At 66.5% G+C, this 15,066-nt stretch carries 18 protein-coding genes; 6 read left to right on the plus strand and 12 right to left on the minus strand.

Annotation, left to right across the window (positions count from 1 at the left end; all coding sequences use genetic code 11):
- Positions 1–35: 35 nt before the first annotated feature.
- From ACJH6J_RS12660 to ACJH6J_RS12680, 5 genes are all read right to left on the minus strand, one after another.
- On the minus strand, positions 36–899 hold the full coding sequence (locus tag ACJH6J_RS12660; protein WP_212808051.1) for an MT-A70 family methyltransferase: 864 nt from the start codon (positions 897–899) through the stop codon (positions 36–38).
- 79 nt (positions 900–978) lie between these two features.
- Complete coding sequence (locus ACJH6J_RS12665; protein ID WP_212808052.1) at positions 979–1,719, minus strand: BglII/BstYI family type II restriction endonuclease; 741 nt, start codon at positions 1,717–1,719, stop codon at positions 979–981.
- 164 nt (positions 1,720–1,883) lie between these two features.
- Positions 1,884–3,074, minus strand: coding sequence for an alpha/beta fold hydrolase (locus tag ACJH6J_RS12670; protein WP_212808053.1), 1,191 nt, complete (start codon positions 3,072–3,074; stop codon positions 1,884–1,886).
- A 6-nt stretch (positions 3,075–3,080) separates the two neighbouring features.
- On the minus strand, positions 3,081–3,524 hold the full coding sequence (locus ACJH6J_RS12675; protein ID WP_212808054.1) for an SRPBCC domain-containing protein: 444 nt from the start codon (positions 3,522–3,524) through the stop codon (positions 3,081–3,083).
- Positions 3,521–3,853 (minus strand): helix-turn-helix transcriptional regulator, encoded by a 333-nt coding sequence (locus ACJH6J_RS12680; protein ID WP_212808055.1) that lies wholly within the window; start codon positions 3,851–3,853, stop codon positions 3,521–3,523. The genes ACJH6J_RS12675 and ACJH6J_RS12680 overlap by 4 nt, the downstream gene beginning before the upstream one ends.
- A gap of 86 nt (positions 3,854–3,939) precedes the next feature.
- Here ACJH6J_RS12680 and ACJH6J_RS12685 point away from each other — a divergent pair, with 86 nt between their 5' ends.
- Positions 3,940–4,698, plus strand: coding sequence for a DUF899 domain-containing protein (locus tag ACJH6J_RS12685; RefSeq protein ID WP_212808056.1), 759 nt, complete (start codon positions 3,940–3,942; stop codon positions 4,696–4,698).
- Positions 4,688–5,344 carry a maleylpyruvate isomerase family mycothiol-dependent enzyme gene (locus ACJH6J_RS12690; protein WP_406804022.1) on the plus strand — a complete coding sequence of 219 codons (657 nt, stop codon included), beginning with the start codon at positions 4,688–4,690 and terminating at the stop codon, positions 5,342–5,344. Before ACJH6J_RS12685 ends, ACJH6J_RS12690 begins: the two co-directional genes overlap by 11 nt.
- On the opposite strand, the gene ACJH6J_RS12695 is transcribed toward ACJH6J_RS12690, so the two are convergent.
- The 4 genes from ACJH6J_RS12695 to ACJH6J_RS12710 all read right to left on the minus strand — a co-directional run bounded on the left by ACJH6J_RS12695 (position 5,345) and on the right by ACJH6J_RS12710 (position 8,079).
- On the minus strand, positions 5,345–6,034 hold the full coding sequence (locus ACJH6J_RS12695) for a TetR/AcrR family transcriptional regulator (RefSeq protein WP_138247756.1): 690 nt from the start codon (positions 6,032–6,034) through the stop codon (positions 5,345–5,347). It lies immediately after the preceding gene.
- Positions 6,027–7,118, minus strand: coding sequence for a TIGR03857 family LLM class F420-dependent oxidoreductase (locus ACJH6J_RS12700; RefSeq protein WP_138247757.1), 1,092 nt, complete (start codon positions 7,116–7,118; stop codon positions 6,027–6,029). The genes ACJH6J_RS12695 and ACJH6J_RS12700 overlap by 8 nt, the downstream gene beginning before the upstream one ends.
- Before the next feature lie 68 nt (positions 7,119–7,186).
- On the minus strand, positions 7,187–7,450 hold the full coding sequence (locus tag ACJH6J_RS12705) for a hypothetical protein (RefSeq protein WP_138247758.1): 264 nt from the start codon (positions 7,448–7,450) through the stop codon (positions 7,187–7,189).
- Positions 7,451–7,521: 71 nt separating this feature from the next.
- Positions 7,522–8,079, minus strand: coding sequence for a sugar O-acetyltransferase (locus ACJH6J_RS12710; RefSeq protein ID WP_138247759.1), 558 nt, complete (start codon positions 8,077–8,079; stop codon positions 7,522–7,524).
- Between the two features lie 63 nt (positions 8,080–8,142).
- Here ACJH6J_RS12710 and ACJH6J_RS12715 point away from each other — a divergent pair, with 63 nt between their 5' ends.
- Together ACJH6J_RS12715 and ACJH6J_RS12720 are read left to right on the plus strand one after the other, a co-directional pair.
- Positions 8,143–8,391 (plus strand): hypothetical protein, encoded by a 249-nt coding sequence (locus ACJH6J_RS12715; protein ID WP_138247760.1) that lies wholly within the window; start codon positions 8,143–8,145, stop codon positions 8,389–8,391.
- A gap of 44 nt (positions 8,392–8,435) precedes the next feature.
- A complete protein-coding gene (locus tag ACJH6J_RS12720) occupies positions 8,436–8,885 on the plus strand; it encodes a cupin domain-containing protein (protein ID WP_138247761.1) in 450 nt (149 codons plus the stop codon).
- A gap of 1 nt (position 8,886) precedes the next feature.
- Here the strand turns inward: ACJH6J_RS12720 and ACJH6J_RS12725 are convergent, their stop codons facing one another.
- Both ACJH6J_RS12725 and ACJH6J_RS12730 read right to left on the minus strand, forming a co-directional pair.
- Positions 8,887–9,432, minus strand: coding sequence for a pyridoxamine 5'-phosphate oxidase family protein (locus tag ACJH6J_RS12725; protein ID WP_138247762.1), 546 nt, complete (start codon positions 9,430–9,432; stop codon positions 8,887–8,889).
- Positions 9,433–9,505: 73 nt separating this feature from the next.
- The gene (locus tag ACJH6J_RS12730; protein ID WP_138247763.1) at positions 9,506–10,126 is read right to left on the minus strand and encodes a TetR/AcrR family transcriptional regulator; all 621 of its coding nucleotides are present in this window, start codon (positions 10,124–10,126) and stop codon (positions 9,506–9,508) included.
- A 111-nt stretch (positions 10,127–10,237) separates the two neighbouring features.
- Here ACJH6J_RS12730 and ACJH6J_RS12735 point away from each other — a divergent pair, with 111 nt between their 5' ends.
- Entirely contained in the window at positions 10,238–11,410 is a 1,173-nt protein-coding gene (locus tag ACJH6J_RS12735; protein WP_406804023.1) for an SRPBCC family protein, read from the plus strand.
- A 73-nt stretch (positions 11,411–11,483) separates the two neighbouring features.
- Positions 11,484–13,217: an acyl-CoA dehydrogenase family protein gene (locus ACJH6J_RS12740; protein WP_406804024.1), complete on the plus strand. Its 1,734-nt coding sequence runs from the start codon at positions 11,484–11,486 to the stop codon at positions 13,215–13,217.
- On the opposite strand, the gene ACJH6J_RS12745 is transcribed toward ACJH6J_RS12740, so the two are convergent.
- The gene (locus ACJH6J_RS12745; RefSeq protein ID WP_406804025.1) at positions 13,214–14,677 is read right to left on the minus strand and encodes a bifunctional phosphatase PAP2/diacylglycerol kinase family protein; all 1,464 of its coding nucleotides are present in this window, start codon (positions 14,675–14,677) and stop codon (positions 13,214–13,216) included. The two genes, ACJH6J_RS12740 and ACJH6J_RS12745, sit on opposite strands and share 4 nt — an antisense overlap.
- Between the last annotated feature and the right edge of the window lie 389 nt (positions 14,678–15,066).

Consider the following 15,066-nt stretch of genomic DNA (forward strand, 5'->3'; position numbering starts at 1 on the left):
ACTGTCGATGGGCCCCGCTTCGGCGGGGCCCATTCTCATTGGGGGCCGCGACCGCGGAACGTGGTGCCGGCCCGCTCCAGCAGTCCGCGTACGCGGGTGATTCCGTAGCCGGTCTCCTCGGCGAGCTGGCGGATGCTCTCGCCGTTCTCGTAGCGGATGCGCAGTTCCTTGCCGATGCGTTCGGCCGTCGTCGGGTCCAGCCGGACGTGCTTGGTCACCGGCGGCACGTCGATGGCGCCCCCGGCGTAACCCTTGTGGACCTGGCCGCGCGGCGTGACATCGGCGGCGGACTCGTCGCCCCACGCCGTCCAACCCGGCTGCGGATGCCGGGCAAACAGCTCCAGATACGGGCCGGGCGAGCAGGCCTCGATGAATCCGTACTGCTCGTCGGGCTTGCGGGAATGCTCCCGCTTGCGGGTCTCGATCATGTTGACCTGGCTGCGGGCGTGCGGCAGCGTGCGCATGCTGCCGCGCACGCCGAACAGGATGATCTCGGTGACGTTGCGGAAATAGAAGCCGACACCGCGGCCGTCGGGCCCGCCGTCCTTGCGCCGCTTGGCCCAGATGACGTTGGAGACGTAGCGGTAGCCCCACGCCTCCATGACGCGCAGCCCCTCGGGCAGCAGCGCGTTGGGCACCCACAGGTACAGGTGCGAGTCACGCGCGGCGACGGTGGACACCGGGATGTCGCAGATGGCCTCGAGATCGAGCGTGGAGTACCGGTCAAGGCGCCGGTGCTCCGGTGCCACCTTGCCGGTTCGATTGGTGAAACGCCAAGGCGGATCGGCCAATACGGTCTTCCAGCCGCCATCGATGGTGGGCAGCGGCGGCGGCGCGGCGATATCGCGCAGGGGGGCGGCCTTCGACTCGGCGCCGGCCTGATCGCTGCGTTTCGCCACGTTGTCACTCCTACCTTCGAATTAGATCTTTTCGAACGGAGAAGATCTTCACGAAATCGTAGGCGATGGCACCGACAGGTCAGGCTTCCCAGAGGCCGATGTCGTCTGCGGGTTGCCGGTCGTCTCGAACCGGGGCGTGGTCGGCCCAGGTGCGGGCGCAGATCGCGACGGCCAGCAGCGGGCAGCCGCCGCTGTCGCCGCGCTGCATGCGGGGCCGCAGCTTCTCGGTGTTGGTGGTGGTCGTGGTGGCCAGGATGCGGCGGGCGCGCTCGTCGTCCATGCCGGCCTCGATGCCCAGGCGGTAGCCGAGCGTGCGCAGGTCGGTCTGCGTGCGGGTGATGATGACGGCGACGTCGATCAGCGCCGCGTCATACAGCGCCCGGTACGCGCTCAGGTCGCGATCGAGGTTGCCGTCCTTGGCATTCCACTCCACATCGAGGGCCAGCCGGTCGACGAAGTTGTCGACCTTGTAGCCCTCGTTGAAGACCTCGGTGTCTTCCAGCGTGGGGTGCATCTCGCCCGCCGGCTTGTGCGGCATCTTGCGCAGTTCCAAGCGGATTCGGGTGTCCACGCGTGCCTCACGCCAGCCCTTGTTGCGGAAGGCGGTGTTGAGGCGGGCGGCGAGTTCGGTCTCCTGGCCGCCGGGCTGGACGAGATCGTCGGTACGGAGCTGGAATTCGTGCAGGGCGGTGAGGAGCTCGTCGAACCGCTGCGGGTTGGTGGCGGCGAGGATCGCGGCGGCGTTGCGGGTTTCGATGAACTCGTACCGGTCGCGGATGTGCGGCGGCAGCACGCGGGTGTACGAGTCCGTCAGATCCACGGGGCGACGGTAGCAGTGCGCCGGTCCACGGAATAACCCGCGGAAGTCCGCCGTCGCATCGTGCTGTGCAGGCCCTTGATCTTTCGCCGCATGACCGGGCACTACACGCTGACCGAGGAACACGCCCGGCGGCTGGCTGCGACGGCGTTGCGGGGCTTGTCCCCCTAGTGACCCTCGCCGCCGCGCGTCAGCCCGTCGAGGAAGTCGCCGAGTTCGCGCTGCACCGTGTCAGGCTGTTCGGTGAGCAGGGCGTGGCCGGCGCCGGCGATGTCGACGATTCGCGTGCGGGACAGGTGGGCTGCGGTGTACTCGGCCTCGCTGCGCGGGATGTAGTCGCAGACGCCACGCAACAGCAAGACCGGTATCGACTGCAGACGTCGCAACGCGTCAGGGGTGAGCCCGGTGCCGGGCTCGCGTTGCAATTGCTCGTGCAGGTAGTGGCCGGGTGTGGAAGAAGGGGACGGCGGCGGTTCGCCGGAACAGGTGAGTCCGCCGGCGGCGAGGTCATTGAGTGTCGCGAAGCGCGCGTCCATCTCGGGGTCGTCGCCGAATACGTGTGCGGTGTCGGGATCGGTGAGCGTCAGCAGGTACATGAACAAGTTTCGTGGCGTGAGCGCGCTGGCGTACAGGCGCAGGGTTTGCGTGGTTGACAGACGCGCCTGTGGCTGCGGGATCGGCGCCGCGCGGCCCAGAACTGGCAACGAACCGGGTGACAGCAACACCAGCCCCTCGACCCGGTCGGGTTGCTCGGAGGCGAACGTCTCGATCACACCGGAGCCGGCGGAGTACCCGAGCAGCACGACCCGTGCCAGGCGGAACTCATCGAGCAACTCGGAGAGGTCGGCCACCGCGCGGGCGGTCGAGTACCCGGTGGGGCGTTCGAGACGCGACGCGTCACCCGCGCCGATCTGGTCGTAGAAGATGACGGTGCGGTCCGGCACGGCGCGGAGTATCGCGGTTTCTTCGGCCTGGCTGAACGGCACCCCGGGGCCGCCGTGCACGGCCACCAGCGGTGGCAGGTCGCCGGGTCGCTCATGAATCCGCACCGGCATCACCGCACCATCTCGCAGGTGGAGCCCGTCGGCGACCCGAGACGGCAGCGGCCTCGGCATCAGATACAGGCCGCTGGCGGCCAGTGTTGCCAGGCTGAGCGCGATGATCGTCGTACCGCGCCGGCCCAAGACGCCGACGAGCCGGGTGCCGACCCAGGCGGTACCGATCACGGCCGCCACCCCTACGGCGATCGCTGCCGATGCCGGCAACCCGACCGCTGCGCCGGCGATCACAGCCGCGCCTTCCAGAACCCACGCGACCACAACCACCGCTACTGCGGCGAGCACGGTTCTGGCCATCATCGACGCTCAGCGACGGGTGAGTACCGACTCCAACTGTTCGGCGGTGCGCGCCCAGCCGTTGTGGAAGTTGTCGTACTCGTGCGAGGGCAACAGAGAGTGCTCGATCTTCATCAGCGTCTCGCCCTCGCCGTGGGGTTCGAAGGTGACGTTGACGACGCTGGCCATCGTCGGGTCGGGCCAGTTCGAATTGCTCCACGTGAAACGAAGCAGTCGCGGACGGTCGATCTCCAGGAAGTGGCCGATGATCAGGACGATGGTGCCGGTGGCGTCGTGGTCGACGTCGAACCGCAGCTTGCCGCCGACATGGGGTTCGACGGTGATGGCGACGCACCGGGACGGGCGTGGGCACATCCAGTCCATCAACGACTCGACATCGAGCCACTCGCCGAACACCACGTCGGGGACTGCCGGCATGACGCGCTGCACGCGCACGGTGACGGGTTCTGTCATTGACCATTTCCTTTGCGTCGCAAGCGGTCTGCGAGGGCATCCGCCCGCACCGACCAGAAGTTGGATTGTTCGTTGATCCACTGCTGCGCCATGGTCAATCCCTCGGGGCGCAGGGACACCCAGCGTTCGCGGCCGCGGACATCGCGTTGTACCAGGCCCGCCGATTCCAGCACGCCGATATGCCGGGAGACGCCGGCGAACGTCATCGGCAGCGGGGCGGCCAGGTCGGTGATGCGCGCATCGCCTTGCCGCAGCGTCTCCAATAGCCGGCGGCGCGTCGGATCTGCCAGGGCGGCGTAGGCGCGGTCCAGCAGCTGATCTTCAACCATCTTGTTGACTATAGCGGCGGATCGTGCTCTCCTGGAACGGTGACGTTCAACAAGTTTGTTTAATGAATCTGTAGAGGAGGGACGCCGTGCAGAAACCCGACATCGTGTCCGCGGCCGAATGGGACGCCGCGCTGGAGAAGATGCTCGTCGCCGAGAAGGAATGGACCCGCCAGCGTGACCAGTTGGCGGCGATGCGCCGCCGCATGCCGTGGACGCCGGTCACCAAGGACTACACCTTCGTCGGTCCGGACGGCGAGCTCAGCCTGGCCGACTTGTTCAGTGGGCGAAGGCAACTCGTGATCTACCGGGCGTTCTTCGAGGAGGGCGTACAGGGCTGGCCCGAGCACGCCTGCCGGGGTTGTTCGATGATCGCCGACAACGTCGGCCATGTGGCCCACCTGAACGCGCGCGACACGACGCTGGCGTTCGCCTCACGCGCGCCGCAGCCCGACATCGCGCGGATGACGGCCCGGATGGGCTGGAAGATGCCCTGGTACACCATCACCGACGACTTCGACGTCGACTTCGGCGTACACGAGTGGCACGGCACCAACGCCTTCATCCGCGACGGTGACGTCATCTACCGCACCTACTTCATCAACAACCGCGGCGACGAAGCACTCGGCACCTCGTGGAGCTATCTCGACATGACGGCGCTCGGCCGGCAGGAGACCTGGGAGGACTCGCCGCCCGGATACCCGCAGGACCCGCCCTACGAATGGTGGGACTGGCATGACACCTACGGCGAGCATCAACCCTCGCGATGGTTCGGCGACCCCGATCCCAGCAAGCCCGACGATCCCCGTCCGCCCCGCACGGAAGGGTGCGCCTCCTGTGAGCGATGAAGCCCATCTCGCGGATCTCTACCAGCAGACCATGGACCGCGTCGTCGAGTTGGTCAGTGCGCCAGATGTTTCCGTCGATACTGCGGTCGCCGCCTGCCCGGGCTGGTCGGTGCGGGATGTGCTGGCGCATCTGGCCGGCGTCGCGCAGGACTGGGCCGCCGGACGTCGGTCCGCCCCGCCCACCGACGCGCAGACGGCCGCGCAGGTGGCCCGGTTCGACGGGCGTGGCCTGAACGACATCCTGAACGCGTGGGGCGAAGCCGCTGCGCACCTACCGCGGCTCGCGCGGGAAGGCATCGCGCCGCCACTCGGTGACATCGTCGTTCACGAGCACGACATCCGTGACGCGCTCGGCCGGCCAGGTGCGCGGGATTCGGCTGCGTTGCAGCGTGTTTCCGATCAACTGCTGCGCATGCTGGTCACGCCCGTGCCGGTGCGGGTCATCGTCGAGGACGGTGAGTACCGGTGCGGTCCGGACGTCGGGCCGGCGGTCGATCTGAAGACCACGCGATTCGAAGCTGTTCGCTGGCGTACCGGTCGACGCAGCCGCAGCCAGATGGCGGCCATGGCGTGGTCCGGCGACCCGGCACCGGTACTCGATCACCTGTACATGTTCGGGCCCGCAACCGCCGATCTCGTTGAGTGACTACGGCCGGGGCTGGGTCAACAACGCGACGACGGCGTCGGTCAGCGCCGCGCGGGCGACGTCGAGGTCCGAGGTGAAACCGATCTGCCGTTCGTTGCTGAGACCGCGGATCGCAGCGGGAAGCAGGCACCGTACCCGGTGCAACTGGTCCGGGTCGACGTCGAGCCCGTCCATCAGATAATCGAAACCCTGAATCCAGTCGAGTTCGCGGGCCGCGAAAGCTGCTGCCGTGCGCGGATATTCGGCGGCGACGTCGGAACGTCGCGCCGGCAGTGACGTGCGCAGTGCAGTCAGCGCACGGCCCTCGGTGGTGTCCAGGTAACGCCAGACCGATTCGATGGCCCCTTCCACCCGTTCCCGAAGCGTGCCGCTGCGTGGCGTGTCCGGACCGGAAGACCAACTCCGGGAGTGGATTTCGGTGATCACCGCGACCCAGAGCCCGTCCAGGTCAGCGAACTGATGCTGCACCGTGCCCCAGGTGACGCCCGCATCCTTGGCGATACGGTTCGCCGACACCGGCTCGCCACCGCTGTCGGCCAGACAGCGGATGGCGACGTCGAGCAGGCGTGCCCGGGTTTCCAGGCCGCGCTTGTTCAACTTGGTGCCGGCACCCGACTCCGTGACGACGGCCTGCCACTGTGCCTGCGCAAGGGCTGCCTGCGGGGAGTCCCGGGCCGCGGGCTCAGACAAATCGGCCCGGGTTCGCCGCGACGGCCCGGCGCAGTGTCGGCCGGTCGGCGCGGTAGGCCTCGACCACGGGCGCCAGTTCATGCGGGCTGGCGCCGTGCATGATCACCGAGTGCACGCCCAAACCATACTGGCGGGCAATGGTTTCCGCGCAGTCCTGCGGCGAGCCCTTGGCGACCGCGTCCAGCCATTCGGTGGGGATCAGCTCGGCGATCCGCTGCAGCGTCTCGAACGACGCGCTGGCATCGATGGGTCCGGCGGTCGCGGCATCGGTGAACAGGTCGGACTGCCGGATGCGATCCCACGTCGCCCGATCCCAGCCGTTGGCCGACACCAGGACATCGGGATACGCCTGCAGGTAGGTCGCGAGCCGGCCGACGCCACGCCGGATCTGGTCGTCCTCGGACAACGCGTCGGGCACCGTCGCCAGGCAGGCCCAGATGCGGACGCTGTCGGGGTCGCGGCCCGCCTTCTCGGCGCCGCGGCGTACCGCGGCGACCGACTTCTCGGTCGCCGCGTCGGAGAAGAACGTATGCAGCACAACGAAATCAGCGATCTCACCGGCGAGCTCCATGGTCTTCGGGCCGACCGCGACCAGGCCGATCGGCGGACCGTCCGCCAGGCCGTTGACGTGGCGCAGCATGGGCCACTTCCCGGCCGGGCCCTCGTGATTGAGAATCATCTCGCCGGCCCAGAGCCGGCGCAGGATGCCGAAGAAGTCGCGCAGCCGCGCCTCGGTGACCACCGGCAGTCCGATCGCCTGCCAGTAGGGCCCCATGCCGCGGCCGAATGCCATGGCGAACCGGCCCTCGGTCAGTGCATGCATCGTCGACCCGATCGTCGCGGTGACGGTGGGGTGCCGCGTGTGGTGATTGGTCGACGGCGCGATGCCCAACGTCGTGCTGGCACCTGCCACCGCGCCGCTGAGCACCCCGGCATCCTTCACCGTGAAGCGCTCACCGATGTGGCACGAGCCCAACCCGAGCGCTTCGGCGTCCCGAGCCTCGGGCAGCACCACCCGGGCGTCTGCGGGGTGCCGGGTGACGGCGTAATAGCCGAGCTCATTGAGCTGGTCCTGCGTGCTCATGGGTGCGCCTTTCATCGGAGACGCTTAGCACTGTTAACCATCTGGGGAGCAATTGTCAATGAGGGTTCTCAATAACTTGGCGCGTCGGCCGATGTGCCCGCCGCGTCGATGCTCGGGAACCTGGCGTGCAATTGATCGATCAGGAACCTGGCCTCATCGAGGTCGCGTCGCAGGTCTCGGGCGCGCCGCCGCATGGACCGCGCCCGCTCCGACCATGCCGTCGCATCGGGCAGCGACTCAACCCTCGACAGTCGGGATGCGAGGTCCCACGCATGCCTGCGCAGCTCCGCGCGCAGCGCTCGAGCCTGTGCCGCATCGGCATCTTCAGTCACGCCGATCATATTTACACGACGGTCAATTGGCTGCGAGGCCAATTGGTTAGTTTGGCTTCGAATCGTGTCTCCTAGAGCGCGCGGATCACTCGAGCCGGGGTGCCGACGGCGAGCACGCGCGGCGGCAGATCGCGCGTGACGACCGAACCGGCACCCACCACGGTGTCCGCGCCGATGGTGACGCCGGGGCACACGATGACGCCGCCGCCCAGCCACACGTTGTCGCCGATCGTGATCGGCTCGGCCGCTTCCCACTTGTCTCGGCGGGGTCCCGGCTCCAGCGGATGGGTGGCCGTCAGCAGTTGCACGTTGGGTCCGATCTGGACGTCGTCCCCGATGCTGATGCGTGCGACGTCGAGCAGGATGAGGCCGAAATTGGCGAAAGTGCGGGCGCCGATGGTGGTTTGGTAGCCGTAGTCGCACTGCAGCGGCGGGCGGATCTCACTGCCGTCGCCAAAAGTGCCCAGGAGCTCGTGAAGGAGCCGATTTCGTTCCTCGGTGTCGGTGGGATCGAGCGTGTTGATGCGGTGGGTGAGCTGCTGCGCGCGCCTCGATTCGCGGATCAGTTCGGGGTCATCGGCGAGGTACAGGTCACCAGCGAGCATGCGGTCGCGCATTGAACGAGCCATGGTTGCCACGTTAGGCGCGCCCGGCCGCGTGAACCTTTTTGACGGCCGATTCGTTCAATTGATATGAGCATCATCGACTTCCGCCGCCGGCGCCCCGTCGCGCCGACCTTCGTGGTGGTCGATCGTCTGCACGGCCGGCGTGCCGAAGAGGTGCCCGGGGAGCAGATCGCCGCCACCGTGTCGTCGTGGCTGGCCGAACTGGGTGTGGAGAGCCCGCTGATCGATGCGCTGGAATCGGCTGCCCAGAGTCAGGACTGGCCGACTGTCTACGCCCTCGGGGATCGGCTGTCGGTCGATGTCATGGTCGCTTAGCGGAAATCGGCACGCGGTTCTCCGGCATCGCGCACAGTGGGTGAATGACAAAGTTGCGCATTGGGAATGCCTGCGCCGCACTCGGCTTGGCGATGTTGTCGGCGCCCGTCGCGGCGGCGACGCCGCCCGAGGGTGACGTCGTGCGGACCGACCTGGCGCGCGGCGACACTGCGGTCCCGGTCGAGATCGTCACCGGTGGAGCGCCATCGACGCTGATCGTGCAGGGATTGAAACTGGCCCCGGGCGCGAGCAGTGGCTGGCACACCCACCCCGGGACCGAGTATTCGGCGATCAACACCGGTGGTGTCGTACTGCAAACCGCCGACGACTGCGCGGGGACCGAATTCGGCAGTGGCCAAGCGGTTTTCATTCCCGCCGGAGTGCCGCACCGGGTTGCCAACGACAGCGCCGGGGCCGCCGAAGTCGTCGTCACCTATACGGTGCCCGTCGATGTGCCGTTGCGGGTCGATGCCCCCGACGCCTGCGCGGGCTGAATCAGCCCAACCCCAGCTTCGTCGGTGCCCCGTCGATGCTCGACAGGTTCTTCTGCTGCCAGTATTCGGCGACGCCCTCGGGCCCCTTCTTCTCGGCCCAGGTGTCGAGCAGGACGCGCTCGGACTCGACCGACATGAGGGGCACGCCGAAGCCGCATGAGGTCTGGACGATATCCACGCTCACGTCATAGATCTGACGAGAACTGATGTGGGGCGGGAACTGGCTGTAGAGCTCGTCCCAGTCCGCGTCGCCGGGTGCGACCTCGCGGGCGGTGCCGTACAGGCGCAGGATCATCGGCTCGCGATCGAACGAGCAGAACATCAACGTCATCCGCGGGTTGTCGAGCAGATGCGCCGACGTCTCATTGCCGCTGCCGGTCAGGTTCAGCCAGGCCACCCGATGTGGCCCGAGGACGCGGAGCGAGTCCAAACCCTTCGGCGAGAGGTTCACCCGGCCGTCGCGCGCCGCCGTCGCCACGAAGTACATGCTCTGCGCGGCGATGAACGTGCGGAACCGGTCGTTTATCTCCGGGAACTGCTTGGCCATGTGGGCATGCTTGCACGGCGGAGAGGCCAGGGGCGAGCGAGTTTCAGATGGCGGGACGGCACGGAGTCCTCGGCTACGGAGCTGTGTGGGTGGCTGCGTCGTGATGGATCCGGACTGCCGGCGCGACCCAGCGCCGGAGAAAGGCTCGCAACTCTTGGCCGTGCCGCTCCGGGCCGCCGGGATCCAGGATGAACGACTGCAGTGTGCGGAGCATGAACTCGACGAGCTCGTCGAGTTGCCGGCCACTGAAACCGGCTGCGCGCCAATCGACCTGGAAACGCTCGAGGATTGATCGACCGAACGAGATCGACGTTTCTGAGGTGACGCCGGCGGCGAAGGCACTCGCCCTGCCGGGGTGCATGACCAAGCTCAGATAGCGATCGTTGGGCAGTTGTTCCAACGTGTAGGCGATGCCTTCGATCACGGCCTCGGAGGGATCGGTGATCGATTGCAGGTCGTCGGCCAAACGGTCGAGAAAGTCTACGACTGCTGATAACGCGGTGCCGGCCATCAGTGCGTCGAGGGTGGGGAAGTAGCGATACACGGTCTGCCGGGTGATCCCGAGTTCAGTGGCCACATCGGACACGGTCACCGAGCCTCGCACGTCGATCGATGAGCGCGCCGCGCTGACAATGCGGCGAACCGCCTCCTCGTCGTCGACGGGGATGTCACCAGACCAGCCGTGTCTGCGCATCACCGCATACTTCCATCCCGCTGCCGTTCGGCGAACGCCACCGACTCTTGACCATACATATGACATCTAATGTATGGTCCGAGGAATCCCGAACGTGAAATGAGGTCAGCCATGACGGCGATCGCCGAAGGACCGGTCAGCAATCAGGACGAGGAACTGACCAGGCGCGCCTTGCGTCACGCGGTCGACAAGACGACCGATATGGCCGACCGTGAGCTGCGGGTGCCGTTGCACTACTACCGCGATCCGAAGATCACGGAGATCGAGGAGTCGCAGGTGCTGCGCCGCGTGCCTCTTGCGATCGTGCCGTCGGCCCAGATTCCCCATGTCAACGACTACGTCGTGCGCTCGGTGTTGGGTGATTCGCTGCTGGTGACCCGCGATCGTGACGGCGCCAGTCACGTGTTCCTCAACTACTGCCGTCACCGCGGCGCGAAGCCGGCCTGCGGGGCCGGTAACGCCGCCCGGTTCACCTGTCCGTATCACGCGTGGAGCTACAAGAACACCGGCGAACTGTTCACCGTTCCCGGGAAGACGGGGTTCGATTCGATGAACAAGGCCGACTATGGGCTGGTCGAGCTGCCGAGCCAGGAGCGGCACGGCTTCATCTGGGCCGTGCTGACGGCCGGCGCCGACATCGACGTCGATGGCCATCTCGGGCCGATCGGGCCGGAACTGGAGCTGATGAGCTATGCCTCGTATGGCTATCACACGGAGAAAGAGTTCCAGTCCCAGGTGTCGTGGAAGGGCGCACTGGAAGCGTTCGCCGAGGGGTATCACTTCCCGTTTGTTCACGGCGAGAGCGTGATTGGACAGAACACCCTGCCCAACACCGGGGTTTACGACGAGTATGGCAAGCACCATCGCATCGGCTTTCCCTTCAACTGGGTCGCCAATCTTGCCGACGATCCGACCGGATCGTGGGACCCACACCAGAACATGGGCGTCATCTACTGGATCTATCCCAACCTCATCCTGGCGAACAGCCCGATCGGCGTGGAGATCATCGACATCCTGCCGGCCGGCGAACCAACGCGATGCTCGGTGCGGCACAGCTGGATGGGGCGGGTGCCGGCCACCGACGACGAGATGCGCGCGGTCTACGACCAGGTGTACGACAACGTCCACGCTGCAGTCGTCGACGAGGACTTCGCCATGTTGCCCCAGTGTGGGGAAGGCGTCAGACGTGGCCAGCACGACCACATGATCATCGGCCGCAACGAGATTGGTGTACAGCACATGATCAGAGTGTTCGCAGAGGAGCTCGGTGTGGCGCTCGGATGAGTACGCGCAATCCGCCGTCCTGCGGGCTTCCGAGCGCTAGATTCGTGCCAAATCCGGACCGAAGAAGGTGCCCATGCCGAACTCTCGTGGCCTGCTGCTCAACCCGAACGACTTCGACCCTCAGCACCTCGATCCTGAGACGCGGCGTCAGCTGCGGGCGTTGATCGAGTGGTTCGAGGATCGCGGCAAAGTGCGCTTGCTGCGCGACGACCTGGATGCAACGTGGGTCGCCGACTTTCTCGAATTCATCAAGAGGGAGCGCGTTTTCGCGACGTTCCTCACGCCGTCCGAGTTCGCCGACGGTGACCCGAATAAGCGCTGGGACACCTCACGCAATGCCGTGCTGAGCGAGATCCTGGGGTTCTACGGGCTCGCGTACTGGTACGCGGAGCAGGTCACCATTCTCGGCCTCGGCCCCATCTGGCAGAGCGACAACATCAAGGCCAAGGAACGGGCCGCCGCCCAACTCGAGGCCGGCGGTGTCATGGCATTCGCGTTGTCCGAACGCGAGCACGGCGCCGACATCTACAACACCGACATGCTGCTGACGCCGACGTCCGACGAGGGCGTGGTGTTCCGGGCGTCGGGCGAGAAGTACTACATCGGCAATGGCAACGTGGCGGGCATGGTGTCGGTGTTCTCGCGCCGCACCGACGTCGACGGGCCCGAGGGCTACGTGTGGTTCGTCGCGGACAGTAGCCATGAGAACTACGAACTGATCGACAACGTCGTGCACGGCCAGATGTTCGTCAGCACGTTCCGTCTCAACGACTATCCCGTGCACGAGGAGGACATCCTGTGCACCGGGCCGGAGGCGTTCTCGGCGGCGCTCAACACCGTCAACGTCGGCAAGTTCAACCTGTGCAGTGGCTCGATCGGGATGTGCGAGCACGCGTTCTACGAGGCGATCACGCACGCCAACAACCGCATCCTCTACGGCAACCCCGTCACCGACTTCCCGCATGTGCGTGCGTCATTCGTCGACGTCTACGCCCGGCTGATCGCGATGAAGCTGTTCAGCGATCGCGCCATCGACTACTTCCGCAGTGCCGGCATCGAGGATCGCCGGTACCTGCTGTTCAACCCCGTCACCAAGTCGAAGGTCACGTCCGAGGGCGAGCGGGTCATCACCCTGCTGTGGGATGTGCTGGCCGCCAAGGGATTCGAGAAGAACACCTATTTCAACGAGGTCAACCGCCTGATCGGCGCCCTGCCCCGGCTCGAGGGCACGGTGCACGTGAACGTCGCGCAGATCCTGAAGTTCATGCCGAACTACATGTTCAACCCGGCGAGCTATCCGGAGATCGGTACCCGCGACGACGCTGCCGACGACGTCTTCTTCTGGGCACAGGGACCCGCGCGCGGCGCGTCGAAGGTGCAGTTCGCGGATTGGGCGCCGGTCTACGAGCGGCACCTCGAGGTCCCGAATGTGGCCCGCTTCTACGAGCAGGTGCAGGCGTTCAAGGACCTGCTGCTGACCGCGGCACCCGATGCCGACCAACAGCGCGACCTCGACTTCGTCCTGGTCGTCGGGCACCTGTTCACGCTGGTCGTCTACGGGCAGCTGATCCTGGAGCAGGCCGAACTGACCGGCCTCGACCACGACCTGCTGGATCAGATCTTCGACTTCCAGATCCGCGACTTCTCGTCGTATGCGGTTGCGTTGCACGGCAAGCCGAGTTCGACGGTGGCGCAACAGGAGTGGGCGTTGTCTGCCATCCGCAAGCCCGTCGCCGATGTGGGTCGTTTCGATCGGGTCTGGGAACAGGTGGCGGCCTACGACGGGGCCTACGAGATGCGACCCTAGGGCAGCGGACGAAACACCGGCAGCGCGCGGTACTTCACGCTGAAGCTGGCCTCGCTGAGCGCCTCGCCGACCTCGCCGTCATGGGCGACCGTGGTCGGGCCGTCGATAGAGGTGAAGCGGAACTCCGGCACCTGCAACTCGTGGTACAGCGGGCTGCGGACCAGCCGACCCGTCGCGACGGCCATCGCGATGCGGAGCCGGCTGAAGCGTCGCCCGGTTTCCAGGATCCGCACATCGATCAGGCCGTCGTCGAGACGCGGCCGCACCGACGGGGCGAACCCGGACGGGAAGTACGTCGAGTTGCCCAGAAAGAAGAGCTCGGTCTCAAGTGTCTTGTCGTCGTAGCTGATTCGCACCGGAGCTTCCCGGCGCATGGTCAGATACAGCGCGCAGAGCCCCGCCAATTGCTTGCCCATCCGGCGTTCGAGCTTCTCGCGCATCCGCACGTAGTTCGGGTATGCGCCGATGCTGGCGGTGTTGATCACCATGCGTTCCTCATTGAGGCACACCAGATCGACATACGCCGCAGAGCCTTTGGTGATCGCCTCGACCGTCCGGGCCACCGAGTCGCAACCGATGTCCTTGGCGAAGTGGTTGAACGTGCCGCCGGGGAACACCGCGAGCGGGACGCCTGCCTCGACGGCGACACCGGCAGCGCAGGCGACGGTGCCGTCGCCGCCACCGACCGCGAGCACGTGGGTGCGTTCGGCCGTCTGCCGCAACACCGTCTTGATGTCGTCGTCTTCACCGACCTCGATGATCTCCATACGTGGCAGCGCTTTTCGGGCCTCTTCGAGGATCCGCTTGCCCGTCCCGTCACCGGAACGCGGGTTGATCACCAGTGCCACACCCTCGCCTTCCGGCCGGGGCTCGGTGCGGAACCGCAATGGATCCGACGTCGGCAGCGCGGTGGCGGGGATGGTCGGGACGATGCGGGCACCCAGCACCGCGATCGCGGCGCCGATGCCGAACCCGGCGAACACGTCACCCGGATAGTGCGCCCCGGTGGCGACCCGCGACAGCCCGACCAGGCCCGCCAGCAGGGCCAACGGAAAACCGGCCGGCGCAGACTCGAGGCCGACACCCACGGCGAAGGCGGCGGCGCTTGCGGAGTGCCCGGACGGCATCGAGTGTGACGTCGGCATGCGTCGGCTGCGGCGCGGGAGCGGTATCCGGCTGTGGTCCGGTCGCGGCCGCCGCCAGATGCGCTTGGCCACCTGGTTGGTCACCAGGCTGGTCACCGCGAGGCTGACGACGCCGCGCGTGGCGCCGCGCCTGGCCGATGCGCTGCCGACCGCGCCCATACCGGCCGCGATGGCGAACCACAGCTTGGAATGGTCAGCCGCCCTGGTCAGGCGGGGCATCGTGGAGTCCAGGAGTGGGCTCGGCGACTCGGCTACTGCTTCGAAGACCTCACGGTCCAGACTGCCCAGGCCCTTGCCGATCGCGCGCACATCCATGGGGCCAAGGTATCTGTCGCGGGCGGATAGTGCTCGAAGCTCTTGTGACCGGATGGCCAAAGACTAACTTCTCGCGCACGCGGATTGCCTTTCGCGACGGGTGACGTGCTTCGAGCTATCGAGCGACGCGATGCCTTGATACCGCTTTCGAATATGGATATCCCGGCTTGAAGAGAGAGCGTGTATAGCCTGCCAGTGTTTGCGATGCTGGCTGGCGACACCGCATTGCGGCCTTCTGAAGACCCGGAGAAGGAACGTGGAGTATGACGTTGATGCACGGAACGTTTGGTATCAGTAGTAGGCGCACATTAATGGCTCTTCATGATTGAGGGTGTAGAACGGTCAGCTGCTGTCGGCCTGTGATTGGGGTGTCTGGTTGGCTGGGTGTG

Origin of the sequence: Mycobacterium sp. SMC-18 (genome assembly GCF_045310895.1) — a bacterium.
Classification (GTDB): domain Bacteria; phylum Actinomycetota; class Actinomycetes; order Mycobacteriales; family Mycobacteriaceae; genus Mycobacterium.

Coding starts and splice junctions, on each gene's coding strand:
- ACJH6J_RS12670 (WP_212808053.1), bottom strand. CDS start 3,074: ATGATGGCCAGAACCGTGCTCGCCGCAGTAGCGGTGGTTGTGGTCGCG.
- ACJH6J_RS12675 (WP_212808054.1), bottom strand. CDS start 3,524: ATGACAGAACCCGTCACCGTGCGCGTGCAGCGCGTCATGCCGGCAGTC.
- ACJH6J_RS12680 (WP_212808055.1), bottom strand. CDS start 3,853: ATGGTTGAAGATCAGCTGCTGGACCGCGCCTACGCCGCCCTGGCAGAT.
- ACJH6J_RS12700 (WP_138247757.1), bottom strand. CDS start 7,118: ATGAGCACGCAGGACCAGCTCAATGAGCTCGGCTATTACGCCGTCACC.
- ACJH6J_RS12710 (WP_138247759.1), bottom strand. CDS start 8,079: ATGGCTCGTTCAATGCGCGACCGCATGCTCGCTGGTGACCTGTACCTC.
- ACJH6J_RS12715 (WP_138247760.1), top strand. CDS start 8,143: ATGAGCATCATCGACTTCCGCCGCCGGCGCCCCGTCGCGCCGACCTTC.
- ACJH6J_RS12720 (WP_138247761.1), top strand. CDS start 8,436: ATGACAAAGTTGCGCATTGGGAATGCCTGCGCCGCACTCGGCTTGGCG.
- ACJH6J_RS12725 (WP_138247762.1), bottom strand. CDS start 9,432: ATGGCCAAGCAGTTCCCGGAGATAAACGACCGGTTCCGCACGTTCATC.
- ACJH6J_RS12730 (WP_138247763.1), bottom strand. CDS start 10,126: ATGCGCAGACACGGCTGGTCTGGTGACATCCCCGTCGACGACGAGGAG.
- ACJH6J_RS12735 (WP_406804023.1), top strand. CDS start 10,238: ATGACGGCGATCGCCGAAGGACCGGTCAGCAATCAGGACGAGGAACTG.
- ACJH6J_RS12740 (WP_406804024.1), top strand. CDS start 11,484: ATGCCGAACTCTCGTGGCCTGCTGCTCAACCCGAACGACTTCGACCCT.
- ACJH6J_RS12745 (WP_406804025.1), bottom strand. CDS start 14,677: ATGGATGTGCGCGCGATCGGCAAGGGCCTGGGCAGTCTGGACCGTGAG.